This is a genomic window from Gordonia sp. ALPHA1B1 (assembly GCF_005502615.1).
In the GTDB taxonomy this organism is placed as follows: domain Bacteria; phylum Actinomycetota; class Actinomycetes; order Mycobacteriales; family Mycobacteriaceae; genus Gordonia; species Gordonia hongkongensis.
On the sequence record NZ_SCOC01000017.1, the window covers coordinates 89221 to 102564 of the forward strand.

Genomic DNA, 13344 nt, shown 5'->3' on the forward strand with positions numbered 1-13344 from the left:
TCTCACATGCCACGGGTGGACATCGCAGCCGAACTCACCGCTCTCGGTGTCGATGCGGACGCCTCGACACGTCGCCTGGCCGAATACTCCTACGACGCCTCGAATTACCGTGTCCCGCCCCTGGCGGTCACCTTCCCGCGTACCGCCCGCGACGTCGCGACGGTGGTCGGGTGGTGTCATGACCACCGCGTCCCGGTGGTTCCCCGCGGCGGCGGGACCGCCATGGGCGGCAACGCGATCGGGCCCGGCGTCGTGCTCGACCTGTCCCGGCATCTCGACCACGTCCTATCCGTCGACTCCGATTCCGCGACCGCGGTCGCGGGCGCCGGGATCGTCCTGACCACACTGGCCGCCGACGCACGAGCCGCCACCGGCGGCAGGCTCACCTTTGCGCCGGACCCGTCCTCGGCCTCGCGCGCGACCCTCGGCGGCGCGATCGGCAACGACGCCTGCGGCAATCACTCGGTTCGGTACGGCCGTACCAGCGACCACATCGTCGAACTGCACCTCGTCACCGCCGACGGCCTGATGCTCACCGCAACTCGTGACGGGCTCCGCGCCACCGAGGCCGCCGATGCCGCGGCAACGGAGCGGGCGGCCGAGATCACCGCGTCGCTGCGGGAGCTGACCACCGCGAACCTGGCTATCCTGCGCACCCAGCTCGAGACCATCCCGCGGCAGGTCTCCGGTTACCATCTCGCGAAGCTGCTGCCGGAGAACGGTTTCGACGTGGCTCGCGCACTCGTCGGCAGCGAGGGGACCTGCGCGATCGTCGTGTCAGCACGCGTCACGCTGGTACCGGTCCCGACGTCTCAGCTCCTGCTGTGCGTCGGCTACCACTCCCCCGCCGACGCCGCCCGGGACGTACCGGCGATCCTTCCGTTCGCACCGTCGGCCATCGAGGGCATCGACCGCAAGATCGTCGCCACGATGGCGGCGCGGCGTGGCCACGACGCCGTCGCCGGCCTGCCCGACGGATCCGCGTGGTTGTTCATCGACGTCGACGAGGACAGCGCTGCCGCGCAATCCGAGTCGGATGTGCCGGCGACCGCCAAGCGGTTGCTCGACCACCTGCGCGCGCAGGGACGGATGACCGACGCCACGGTGGTCGACGACCCCGTCCGCCGCCGGGCGCTGTGGCGGGTCCGCGAGGACGGTGCGGGTCTGTCGTCCCGACTGGCCGACCCCGACGACGAGAGCATCGGCGCGGGCTACGAGTCGTGGCCCGGATGGGAGGACGCGGCCGTCGCACCCGAGCGCCTCGCCGACTACCTCGACGACTTCGCCGACCTGCTCGACCGGCACGGCCTCACCGGGGTCATGTACGGGCACTTCGGCGCCGGGTGCATGCACGTCCGCATCACGTTCGACCTGCGCTCTCCCGAGGGCCGCGAGGTGATGGCACGCTTCTGCACCGAGGCCGCCGAACTCGTGGTGCGACACGGCGGTTCACTGTCCGGTGAGCACGGCGACGGGCGAGCCCGGTCGGCGCTGCTGCCGCTCATGTACAGCCCGGCGATGATGTCGGCCTTCACCCGCTTCAAGGCGATCTGGGACCCGCACGGAACCCTCAACCCGGGCAGCATCGTCGATCCGCCCCCGATCACCGCCGACCTCGCCCTCGCCGACGTGCCGCGTCGCCACTGGCCCACCGCCTTCGATCTGGGGCACGAACTCCCGCTCGTCGACCCGTTCGTCCACGCGGTACAGGGATGCATCGGCGTCGGACGGTGCCGGGCGGACTCGGGCGGGGTGATGTGTCCGAGCTACAAGGCCACCCGCGACGAGAAGGACTCCACCCGCGGGCGCGCCCGTGTGCTGCAAGACATGGTCCGCACCGCGCCGAGCGTCGACGAGGGATGGCGGTCCACCGATGTCGCCGAGGCGCTCGAACTGTGCCTGTCGTGCAAGGCGTGTTCCACCGATTGCCCGACCGGCGTCGACATGGCCACCTACAAGTCGGAGTTCCTCGACCACCACTATCGACGCCGGCTCCGCCCGCTGTCGCACTACTCCCTCGGCTGGATGCCCGCGTGGCTGTCGGCGGCGGGGCTCGCGGCACCGGTGCTCAACCGAGCACTGCGATCCAGGCTGAGCGGTCTCGCCGCGCGCGCCGGCGGACTCGACCCCCGGCGCACGATGCCCGCCTTTGCGACACGACGTGCGCGACGCACCCATCTCCGGCCACTCTCCCCGGTCGACGCGTCGTCCACGGTCGTGCTGTTCGTCGACTCCTTCACCCGCGCCTTCCGGCCGCAGGTGGCCACCGCGGTCGCCGAGATCCTCCGAGCCGCCGACCCCGTCGACCGTGCGTCGGATCCCGTCGACCGTGCATCAGCTTCCGTCGGCTGTGCGGCCGACAACTGCTGCGGTCTCACGTGGATCTCGACGGGACAGCTTGACCGCGCCCGAAAGGTGCTGCGCCGTACCGTCGCCGACCTCGACGACGGTACGGACCGGCCGATCGTCGTTGTCGAACCCAGTTGCGCCGCGGCGCTCGCGAAGGACCTGCCCGAACTCGTGCCGACCGACGCCGCCCGTCGCGTGGCTGCACGCGTGCGAAGTTTCGCCGCCCATGTGCCCACTCTGCTCGATGCCGGCTGGCGACCACCACCACTGCCCGACGAGGTGACGTTGCAGACCCATTGCCACGAGTACGCGGTGTTCGGCGCCCGGGTCGGCATCACCGCCCTGGACGCCCTGGGGGTCACCGTGCACACCGCGGACGGTTGTTGCGGCGTGGCAGGCAACTTCGGTTTCGAGAAGGGTCACTACGAGGTGAGCATGGCCGTCGCCGAGAACGGACTCGCACCGGCGCTGCGGAACGCGCCGCAGCGGGCCGTCGTCACCGACGGGTTCAGCTGCGCGATGGCCGTCGAACACCTCGCCGCCGTCGACGACGCCCTCGCCCCCGCGCGCGTACGCGGAATCCATCTCGCCGAACTGCTCAGGGCATCACCCGATACCGATACTCCAGGAGTACAACCATGACGACCATCGCGCCCCAGACCGCTCCCGAAGCAGTGTCCCGCGTCCACACCGACCTGTTCGTCGACGGCGAGTGGGCTCCGGCCGCGTCGGGCAAGCGCTTCGACGTCGTGAACCCGGCCACGGAAGAGGTACTCGCCCAGGTGGCCGACGCCGACGCCGTCGACGCTCGGCGCGCGCTCGAGACCGCGGCCGCGCACCAGGCCGAGTGGGCCACGACCTCACCGCGGTTCCGCAGTGAGATCCTCTATCACGCACATCAACTCATCATGACGCGCGCGGACGAGATCGCCGCGGTGATGACCGCGGAGATGGGCAAGCCCCTCGCTGAGGCCAAGGGCGAGGTCGCCTACGGCGCCGAGTTCTTCCGCTGGTTCGCCGAGGAAGCCGTGCGCATCGGTGGCGACTCCACCACCACCGGCGACGGATCGCACCGGGTCGTGGTGACCAGGCAGCCCGTCGGCCCGTGCATCCTCATCACGCCGTGGAACTTCCCGCTGGCCATGGCGACCCGCAAGATCGGGCCGGCCGTCGCGGCCGGTTGCACCATGGTCTTCAAGCCCGCCGAACTCACCCCGCTCACCTCCCTGCTGCTGGCCGACATCCTCGTCGAGGCCGGTCTGCCCGCGGGGGTGCTGAACATCGTCACGACCAGCGACCCGTCGACCGTCGTCACCGAGTGGATGGAGAGCGGACTCGCCCGCAAGGTCAGCTTCACCGGGTCGACCGAGGTCGGGAAACTACTCCTGCGTCAGGCGGCGGGCGCGGTCATGCGGACGTCGATGGAGCTGGGCGGCAACGCGCCGTTCATCGTCTGCGCCGACGCGGACATCCCGCGGGCCGTCGACGGCCTGATGTTCGCCAAGATGCGCAACATCGGTCAGGCCTGCACGGCCGCTAATCGAGTCTTCGTGCACCGCAGCGTGATCGACGAGTTCACCGACGCCTTCGCCGCGAGAATGTCCAGTTTGCGCGTCGGTGACGGTGCGGCCGAGGGCGTCCAGGTCGGGCCCCTCGTCGAACGCAAGGCCGTCGAGAAGGTCTCGGCGCTCGTCTCCGACGCCGTGGCCAAAGGCGCGACGGTGATCTGCGGCGGCGAGAAGACCAGCGGCCCAGGATTCTTCTACCCGCCGACTGTGTTGTCCGGCGTCGGGCTCGACGCAGACCTCATGCGCACCGAGATATTCGGGCCCGTCGCCGCGATCATCCCGTTCGGGAATGCTGACAGGCCAGACGATCCTGCCGCCGACGACGAAGTGCTCGCGCTGGCCAACGACACTCCCTGGGGCCTGGTCGGTTACCTCTTCAGTCAGGATGTCGACCGCTGCGCCAGGCTGTCGGCCGCGCTGGAAACCGGTATGGTCGGGGTCAACACCGGCGCCGTGTCCAATCCGGCGGCTCCCTTCGGGGGTGTCAAGGAATCCGGGCTCGGCCGCGAGGGTGGACGCGTGGGCATCGAGGAGTTCCTCGACATGAAGTACACGGCGACGCCGATTCATCGTCGCTGACAGCGGTTTTCCGGAACACATCAGCGTTCAGACAGGAGCGAGGAGACCATGTACCTGGGTGCTCAGCTGTTCAGTGACAGCGAGTACGAGCAGCGCCTGAGACGTGTCCGTGAGCTCATGGACCGTCAGGGTCTGTCGGCGATCATCGTCACCGATCCGGCCAACATCTTCTATCTGATCGGTTACAACGCCTGGTCGTTCTACACCCCGCAGATGCTGTTCGTGCCGATCGACGGAGAGATGGTCTTCTACGCTCGCGAGATGGATGCGCATGGCGCACATCGCACGACGTGGTTGCCCGCCGATCAGATCGTCGGTTACCCGGAGAGTTATGTGCACCGCCCGCACCTCCATCCGTTCGACTGGGTCGCGTGGTCGCTGCGTCAGCGCCACCTCATCGCCCCGGCGTCGAACACCGGGTCCGTGGGCCTGGAGATGGACTCGCACTTCTTCTCGCCGAAGGCGTATCGCGCGCTGTTCAACGCGATCCCGGAGTGGAAGCTCGTCGACAGCTTCGAGCTCGTCAACTGGGTGCGCTCGGTCAAGTCCGACGCCGAGGTGCAACTGATGCGCCAGGCCGGCATGGTGTGCTCGAAGGCGATGCGCGCCGCGATCGACACCATCGACATCGGGGTGCGGCAATGCGATGCGGCCGCGGCCATCTCGCAGGCGCAGATCACCGGCACCCCGGAGTACGGCGGCGACTACCCGGCGATCGTCCCGATGATGCCCACCGGCGCGGCAGCCGACACCCCGCACCTCACGTGGCACCAGGGCACTTTCGTCGAGGACGAGGCGGTCGTCATCGAATTGACCGGGGCACACAACCGATATCACTGTCCGCTTGCCCGGACGGTGTCCCTCGGCACCCCGAGCAAGGACCTCGACTACGTCGCCAAGGCAACCGCCGAGGGCCTGAACAACGTGCTGGAGGCCATCAAGCCGGGCGTGGCCACGCGCGAACTCGCCTCGACGTGGAACTGGACACTAGCGAAGTACGGACTCGAGAAGCCCTCGCGCCTGGGCTATTCGATCGGCATCGGCTACCCGCCCGACTGGGGCGAGCGCACGATCAGCATCCGCAGCGAGGACGAGTCGGTACTGGAGACCAACATGACCTTCCACATCGTCTGCGGAATGTGGATGGACAACTACGGTTTCGAGCTGTCCGAGTCGGTCCGGGTCAGCCCGACCGGCGTCGAGTGCTTCACCGACTTCCCGCGCGAACTGATCCAGAAGTAGCCACACAACCTGATCGACACCAGCACGACGACCACACAATCTGATCCCTGAGGTCCGAAACCAGCACGACGACCACACCACCTGATCCCTGAGGTGCGAGGAGCGCAAGCGACGAGCCACGAAGGGCTGCCGAGACGAGGTGAAGAAAGTGACCACAACCGAAACCGCCTACCAGAACCGACATTCGGCACCGACACTGCCGTTGGCGGGCCGCGCCAAGGACCTCGTCGGTTCGATGATCGACTCGTCGACCTCGCTGTTCGCCGCGCAGTCCCACGACATCGTGCGGTTCGCGATGGGCTCCCCCGCGGACGAGGCCGTGCCGGCCGACGAGTTCCGTCAGATCGCCGGTGAGATCCTCGATCACACCTCGTTCACCTACGGGGCCACGGAAGGCGAACCCCGGCTGCTGCAACTGCTCGTCGACTATCTCGCCACGACCCCCGACCCGTCGTCCCTCGACCGGTTGGTCATCACCACCGGCGGGATGCAGGGACTCGACCTCGCCTGCAAGCTGTTCGTCGATCCCGGGGATCTGGTCATCGTCGAGTCCCCCACGTACACCAATGGCAGTGCGACCGCACTGTCCTACGGCGCGCAGTTGCTCGAGGTTCCCGTCGACGACGACGGCATGCAGGTCGATCAGCTCGAGGCACTCGTCGCACGCACCCGTCAGACGCCGAAGGCGATCTACACGATCCCGACATTCCAGAATCCCTCCGGCGTCACCATGTCCGAGGAGCGCCGCCGCGAACTGCTGCGGCTGGCGCACACCTGGGGGTCGGTCATCATCGACGACGACCCGTACGGGCTGTTGCGGTTCGCCGGCACCGACATCCCGACCTTCCAGACGCTCAGCCCCGGCGACCCGCTGATCTTCTCAGTCCGTACGTTCTCCAAGATCCTCGCGCCGGGCTGGCGTGTCGGCTGGGTCGACGCCGATCCCTCCCTACGCCAGCTGCTGATCAACGGCAAGCAGGCGATGGACACCTGCACCAACGTGCCCAACCAGCACATTGTCGCCGAGTACATCGCCCGCGGCGGACTCGAGGACCATCTCGCCGGGATTCGCCTGCTGTACCGCGAGCGCAAAGAGGCCATGCTCGACGCCATCAGACGTCATCTCGGCGATCGGGTGGTGACCACGGACCCCGAGGGCGGCTTCTTCCTGTGGGTCACGTTGCGCGACGAGTTCGCCGAGATCGACACGCGAGAACTCTTCGAGGTCGCGCTCGCGGACGGGGTGGCGTTCATTCCCGGCCCCGCGCTGTCGCCCGGTGGACGCTTCCGCAACTCGATGCGTCTCTGCTTCGCGTCGAGCACCCCGGAACGGATCGACGAGGGTGTCCGACGTCTCACGGCCAGTCTTGAGAAGATGGCCGGGTGAGTCGTGAACCAGACCTGACCGCCGCCGAGACCGCGGTGCTCGGCTTCATCGACGAGGCCGCGATCATCTCGCTCACCTCGGCACTGGTCGAGGCGCCCAGCGAGAACCCGGGCGGTACCGAGGAAGCCGCGGTCGAAGTGCTCAAGAGTGCCTGCCGCGCGCTCGGTTTCGACGTCGTGACCCACGAAGTGGCACCGGGGCGGCCCAATCTCGTCGCCACCGTGCCTGCCGGCACCGGACCGGGACTGATGTTCCTCGGACATTCGGACGTGGTCCCGGCCGGTCCCGGCTGGTCAGCGGACCCGTACACGGTCCGCATCCGCGACGGCCGCATCTACGGCCGCGGTGCCACCGACATGAAAGGCGGACTCGCCGCCGTCGTCGCGGCGATGACCGCGCTACGCCGGGCCGCCGAGGTCGGGGTCGAACTCTCCGGACCGGTCCGCCTGGTGTGCACCGTCGACGAGGAGGAACACGGGACCGGGGTGCGGGACTTCGTGGGCCGCCCCGCCGACCTCGAGTTCCGCGGCTGCGTGGTCGCCGAACCCACCGACATGCAGGTGGTTCGGGGTTGCCGCGGTGCGTCGTACATCGAGATCGAGGTGACCGGTCGCGCGGCTCATTCCGGGCGTCCCACCGATGGTCGCAGCGCCATCGACGCCGCGGCCGCCGTCGTCGACATCATCCGCGCCGACGGTGAACGGCTGGCCGAGACGGCCGACGACCTGCTCGGTCACGGCACCTGGAATGTCGGCACCATCTCAGGCGGACAGGGCATCTCGGTGGTGGCACCGGGTTGTTCGCTCGGCATCGACCGGCGCCTGATGCCCGATGAGGACCCACATCGGATCGCCGACGATCTGCGAAGAGCGATCAGCGACAGAGGAATCGACACCGACGGCATCAGCGTCGACGTCCGGGTGACCATGGAGATGCCCGGTTTCGAGACGGAAGCCACGCACCCGCTCGTCACCACAGCGGTCGGTGCGGTCACCGATGCCGGGGCGGACACCTCGGTCGGCGGCTGGACTGCCGCCTGCGACGGCGGCTTCGTCAGCCGCGACCTCGGCGTCCCGTCGATCGTCCTCGGTCCGGGCAACATCAACACCGACGCCCACCAACCGGACGAGTCGGTGGCCATCGCCGACCTGGTCATCGCGGCGAGAGCCTACGCCCTCGCCGCGATGCGGCTGCTGGGCCCTAGTTCGCCTTCTGCTTCTGCAGCGCCGTGAAATCGTTCTCGAGACTGGGGATCTCGGTACCGCGCAGCGAGGCACCGGCGGTCTCCTTCAGGAAGCAAAGGGCAACCATGCCGATGGCGCAGGCGCCCATCATGTATACCGCGGGGAAGAGACTCCACTCGGTCTTCTCGACAACCGCATCGTTGACGAGCGGCGCGGTTCCGCCGAATGCCGCGGTCGCGACGTTGTAGGAGATCGCGAACCCGGCGTATCGGACCTGGGTCGGGAACATTGCCGGGAAGGTGGCCGAGATGGTCGCCAGCTGAGGGATGTACAGCACTCCCAGGATGACGAATGCCACGATGGCCCAGGCGAATCCCTGCCCCATCAGCCAGTAGAGCGGCAGCGCGAGGACGAACAGGCCGATCAGCGAACCCCACCACATGGGTTTGCGGCCGGTCGAGTCCGACCACCACCCGAAGAACGGGATCAGCAGCATCATCACGAGTTGGCCGATGAGGTTGACGACGCTGGCCGAGGTCTCGGACAGATCGATGGTGTTCTGCAGGTAGGTCGGTTGGTAGGCCAGCAGGGTGTAGTTGGCCACGTTGAGCGCGATCACCAGGCCGAACATGGTGATGATCGGGCGCCGGTAGTTGATCAGCAGATCCTTGAAGCGGGTCCAGGCGGACCCCTTGATCTCGTTGTCCTGCTCGAGTTCCTGGAAGACCGGTGTGTCTTCCATCTGCGACCGCAGGTACAGCCCGATCAGGCCCATCGGCAGCGCGAGCAGGAACGGGATGCGCCAACCCCACTGATCCATCTGGCTGTCGGTCAACGCCAATTGCAGCAGGAGGACGAAGAGTGTCCCGCCGCAGAAACCGGCCAGGGTGCCGAATTCGAGGAACGAGCCGTACTTTCCGCGCTTGTTGTCGGGCGCGTACTCGGCCATGAACGTTGCGGCACCGCCGTATTCGCCGCCGGTCGAGAAACCCTGGATGACACGGAGCAGGATGAGCAGGACGGGTGCCCAGAACCCGATCGACGCATGCGTGGGCAGCAGACCGATCAGTGCGGTCGCGCCGGAGATGAGCAGGATCGTCATCGCCAGAACCGATTTGCGGCCGATGCGGTCGCCGATCGGTCCCCAGACCATACCGCCGAGGGGCCGCAAGACGAAGGAGATCGCGAAACCCAGCATGGTGCCGACGGTTCCGAACTCCCCCGGGAAAAACGCCTGCGTCAGGTAGACCGAGGCCGCGGCGTAGACGCCGTAGTCATACCACTCGGTCGCGTTGCCGATCGCCGAGGCGCCGATGGCCTTGCGGAGAAGTCTCTTGCCCTCTGGTGAGTTCGGGTCTGGTGCCAGCTGCTCGTAACTGTCTGCTGTCGTCGTGTCGCTCATCTGCGCTTCCTGAGTCGTGGGGCCGCTGAGGGTCGATCTTGTAGCTGCGATCGGTGGACCCGGGGCCGCGGGCGATCAGCCCCTCGCCACCTGCAGGTTCGCGGCGTCCTCGCCGTCCCCGAGCAGGCGACGCAACCCGTCGGCCATGTGCTCGATCATCAGAGCATCGGCCGCCGCGGCGTCTCCCGCGGCAATGGCGTCCACCAACGCCTGGTGTTCGTCGATCCGGTCCTTTCCCGAGGAGTACGTCCCTCGCATGGCTCGCAGACACATTCGCGTCTCCACGAGGATCGTCTCGTGCAACCGCGAAAGTCGTTGACTTCCGGCATATTCCACCAAGGTCTGGTGGAAGGCCATGTCGGCCTCGGCCATCCCCGCGCCGTTCGGCTCGTCGACGAACACGCGCATCGCGTCGACCGCGCCGCCCAGTGCCTCCACCGCCTCCTGCTCGCGGTGCGCGATCACCTGTTGCACAGCAGCGCGTTCCACCGCAGTGCGCGCGACGTACATGTCCCGGATGTCGTCCTCTTCCATCGAGACGACGAACAAGCCGCGGTTACGGTGGCTGACCAGCAGTCCTTCCGCGGTCAGGCGCTGCATGGCCTCGCGCAGCGGACCACGACTGACGCCCAGATCGGCCGCCAGCCCCGACTCCGTCAACTGCGAGCCGGGCGCGAAGTCCCCGTTTGCGATCGCATCGTGCAACTTACGCGCGATGATCGCCGGTGTCGATTCCTGAACCAGCGGCGACAGCACCCGCCGACGTGGCGATTTATCCTGTATCGCCTGGTCGACGACGGTTCGATTCGTCCCCGGGTCCTGTGGACCCGGCGTCTTCGCCCCCACCTTCATGGTCACCGTCATTCCCTCTTTCTTACCGTGAATGGCGCGCGTAAGTCAGTGTTTCCCCGCGCGCGCCGCCCATCCAGACGTCATTGCAGGCTGCGGCGAAGTCGTCCAGACCCTCGATGATCGTGGCGAACACATTGCCCGGCACCCATCCGACGTCACCGTTGACCAGCAGATTGTTGCGGCCGTAGAACACTGCGAGGTCGATGAGGAGCCGGTGCTCGGCGGGGGCCGAGCCGAGCTCGTAGCCATACGCCGGGTTCTCGAGCACCCCGTCGAAGGTGAAGTAACACAGGTCGCCCGGGATGGGCGTGATGGTGGTGTTCTCCATGCCCGGTTCGGCCGCGGAGAAGGCCGGCAGTAGGGTGTAGATCTCGTTGCGGGCGAACTTTCCGTGAAACACCTGACCGCCCAGCGGCAATGCGTCCCAGACCGCAGCTGCGGTGCGAGGCGCCTCGGCATCGAGCATCCGGGCGACCGCCGTGACCCCGCGCTTCTCCAATGTCACGGTGATGAACCGGTCATGTCGGGCCGCGGGGCCGGTTCGCTGTTCGTCGGTCACGCGCGGTCTCCCAACATCGTGAAGCCGGCGGCCGCCTCGTACGCTGCCGCGACGCGCAACACCGTCGCGTCGTGATGCCGGGCGCCGACGAACTGTGCGCCGGTCGGCAGACCATCGGCGAATCCACTCGGCACGGTGATCGCCGGCTGACCGGTGAGATTGAACGGGTAGCTGTAGGGAGTCCAGGATGTCCAGTCGGGCGACCCCACCCCGTCCGGGACGATACGACCGGCCTCGAACGCCACCGTCGGCATCGACGGCGTCAGCAGGACGTCGAATTCCTCATGGAGCAGGCTCATCTGGGTACCCATCTCCATCCGTAGCGCGGTTGCGCTGACGAAATCGGTTGCAGTGAAACCGGAATGCCGTTCCACCGCGTCGATCAGCAGCGGGTCCACGTGTTCGGCCGCGTGCGGTCCGAGCCCGCGGACAACGACGTCGGCACCCGCGAACCAGATGACGTGGTAGGCCCAGGCCGGGTCCTCCCATCCGAGATCGACCTTCTCCACGGTCGCCCCGAGCTGTTCCAGTACCGACGCCACCCGGTCGGTGTTGGCTTGTACGCCTGGGTCGTTGGTGCCGAAGCCGAGATCGGCGCTGTAGCCGACACGCAGATCGGCGAGGTCGCGAACGTCGGCGACCGCGGTGACCGCACTGGTTGTCGGCGACGGCAGTGCGGACCAGTCACGGGGATCGAACCCGCTCAGGACATCCAGCAGCGCAGCGCAATCCGACACCGTCCGCGTCATCGGACCGACGTGGGCCACCGGCGCGAACGGGCTCGGCGGATACATGGGCACCCGGCCGAGTGTCGGCTTGAACCCGACGACGCCGCAGTAGGCGGCCGGTATCCGGATGGAACCGCCACCATCGGTGCCGACCGACAGCGGACCCAAGCCGGCCGCGAGCGCCGCGGCACTGCCTCCGCTCGACCCGCCCGACGTACGCGAGGTGTCCCACGGATTGCGGGTGACGCCCGTGCGCGGACTGTCGGTGACGCCTTTCCATCCGAATTCCGGTGTGGTGACCTTTCCGAGCAGGACCGCACCAGCCTCACGCAGACGTGCCACCGCGGGAGCGTCGATGTCCCACACCATCTGATCGGGCTCGATCATCAGCGAGCCGCGCAACGTCGGCCATCCGGCGGTCAGCAACAGGTCCTTGATCGAGACCGGAACGCCGTCGAGCGGGCCACGGGGTGTCCCGGCGGCGAATCGCTCAGTGGACTCCCGGGCCTCGGCGCACGTGCGTTCGCGGTCGATGAGGCAGAACGCATTGATGGACGGGTCGACGTCGTCAATGGCGTCGAGCAGTTCCGCCGCCACCGAATCCGGCGTCAGCTCGCCGGTACGGTAGGCCTCGGCCAGTTCCGTGGCGCTGAGCCACCGCGTGGCGTCCGTCATGCGCCCCCTCGGAAGATTGGTAGATTGTTGACAATCTACCTTGGAGGTGTGGGCGTGACAACCACCGTCGCAATGCTCTACCCCGGCCACGCAGCCGAGGACGATTTCGAACTGATCGAGGCCGCGATCGGCGCTGCCGAGCCCCACTCCGAGGTCCGATTGCCGGTCGTGATCACCGAGGTGGACTCCGACGACCACACCGTCGAGGCCATGGCTGCGGTCGGCGAGCAGGACCGCCTCTTCGACGGCGTGCGGCGAGCGCAGGCCCACCACCCATCGGCGCTGATGTGGGCGTGCACCTCGGGCAGCTTCGTCTACGGTTTCGACGGTGCCCGACGCCAGGCCGCCGATGTGGCCGGAAAGTCCGGCCGTCCGGCATCGTCGACATCGCTGGCGTTCGCCGAGGCGTGCCGGTCTCTCGGTCTGTCGCGGGTGGCGATAGCCGCGACCTACCCGGAGCCCCTTGCGTCTCGGTTCATCGGGTTCCTCGCCGACGCCGGCATCGAGGTCGTGGCCTTGTGCGCCAACGACATCGAGACGGCGGCCGAGGCAGGGACATTCGACGGCGACGGCTTGTTCGAGATGATCGCGGCTGCCGACTGCGATTCGGCTCAGGCGGTCGTGGTACCCGACACCGCGTTACACACCGCGATGTGGATCACCGACCTCGAGGCCAAGCTCGGCAAACCCGTGCTGACGGCCAACCAGGTCACCGCGTGGGAGGGACTCCGACTCACCGGGCTCACGGTCGACGTTCCCCGGCTCGGGAGCTTGTTCACCTCTCCGCCCGGCCCACCCCCTGGTTGAGGGGTGTCCCCA

At 67.7% G+C, this 13344-nt stretch carries 10 protein-coding genes; 6 read left to right on the forward strand and 4 right to left on the reverse strand.

Features of this window, described 5'->3' with window-relative positions; all coding sequences use genetic code 11:
• Nucleotides 1–6: 6 nt before the first annotated feature.
• The 5 genes from FFS52_RS13485 to FFS52_RS13505 all read left to right on the forward strand — a co-directional run bounded on the left by FFS52_RS13485 (nucleotide 7) and on the right by FFS52_RS13505 (nucleotide 8357).
• Nucleotides 7–2991, forward strand: coding sequence for an FAD-binding and (Fe-S)-binding domain-containing protein (locus tag FFS52_RS13485; RefSeq protein WP_137809990.1), 2985 nt, complete (start codon nucleotides 7–9; stop codon nucleotides 2989–2991).
• Nucleotides 2988–4496, forward strand: coding sequence for an NAD-dependent succinate-semialdehyde dehydrogenase (locus FFS52_RS13490; RefSeq protein WP_137809991.1), 1509 nt, complete (start codon nucleotides 2988–2990; stop codon nucleotides 4494–4496). The genes FFS52_RS13485 and FFS52_RS13490 overlap by 4 nt, the downstream gene beginning before the upstream one ends.
• Nucleotides 4497–4544: 48 nt before the next feature.
• Nucleotides 4545–5738 (forward strand): M24 family metallopeptidase, encoded by a 1194-nt coding sequence (locus tag FFS52_RS13495; RefSeq protein ID WP_137809992.1) that lies wholly within the window; start codon nucleotides 4545–4547, stop codon nucleotides 5736–5738.
• Nucleotides 5739–5886: 148 nt separating this feature from the next.
• Nucleotides 5887–7125, forward strand: a complete 1239-nt coding sequence (locus FFS52_RS13500) for a PLP-dependent aminotransferase family protein (protein WP_137809993.1) — start codon at nucleotides 5887–5889, stop codon at nucleotides 7123–7125.
• The gene (locus tag FFS52_RS13505; protein WP_137809994.1) at nucleotides 7122–8357 is read left to right on the forward strand and encodes a M20 family metallopeptidase; all 1236 of its coding nucleotides are present in this window, start codon (nucleotides 7122–7124) and stop codon (nucleotides 8355–8357) included. Before FFS52_RS13500 ends, FFS52_RS13505 begins: the two co-directional genes overlap by 4 nt.
• Here the strand turns inward: FFS52_RS13505 and FFS52_RS13510 are convergent.
• The 4 genes from FFS52_RS13510 to FFS52_RS13525 all read right to left on the reverse strand — a co-directional run bounded on the left by FFS52_RS13510 (nucleotide 8326) and on the right by FFS52_RS13525 (nucleotide 12525).
• Nucleotides 8326–9711 carry an MFS transporter gene (locus FFS52_RS13510; protein WP_137809995.1) on the reverse strand — a complete coding sequence of 462 codons (1386 nt, stop codon included), beginning with the start codon at nucleotides 9709–9711 and terminating at the stop codon, nucleotides 8326–8328. The genes FFS52_RS13505 and FFS52_RS13510 overlap by 32 nt on opposite strands.
• A 75-nt stretch (nucleotides 9712–9786) precedes the next feature.
• Nucleotides 9787–10575 carry a GntR family transcriptional regulator gene (locus tag FFS52_RS13515; protein ID WP_065629553.1) on the reverse strand — a complete coding sequence of 263 codons (789 nt, stop codon included), beginning with the start codon at nucleotides 10573–10575 and terminating at the stop codon, nucleotides 9787–9789.
• A 10-nt stretch (nucleotides 10576–10585) separates the two neighbouring features.
• Nucleotides 10586–11122: a DUF3830 family protein gene (locus FFS52_RS13520; RefSeq protein WP_068969857.1), complete on the reverse strand. Its 537-nt coding sequence runs from the start codon at nucleotides 11120–11122 to the stop codon at nucleotides 10586–10588.
• Nucleotides 11119–12525 carry an amidase gene (locus tag FFS52_RS13525; protein WP_137809996.1) on the reverse strand — a complete coding sequence of 469 codons (1407 nt, stop codon included), beginning with the start codon at nucleotides 12523–12525 and terminating at the stop codon, nucleotides 11119–11121. Before FFS52_RS13525 ends, FFS52_RS13520 begins: the two co-directional genes overlap by 4 nt.
• 54 nt (nucleotides 12526–12579) lie before the next feature.
• Between FFS52_RS13525 and FFS52_RS13530 the strand changes: the two genes are divergently transcribed.
• The gene (locus FFS52_RS13530; RefSeq protein ID WP_137809997.1) at nucleotides 12580–13332 is read left to right on the forward strand and encodes a maleate cis-trans isomerase; all 753 of its coding nucleotides are present in this window, start codon (nucleotides 12580–12582) and stop codon (nucleotides 13330–13332) included.
• Nucleotides 13333–13344: the final 12 nt, after the last annotated feature.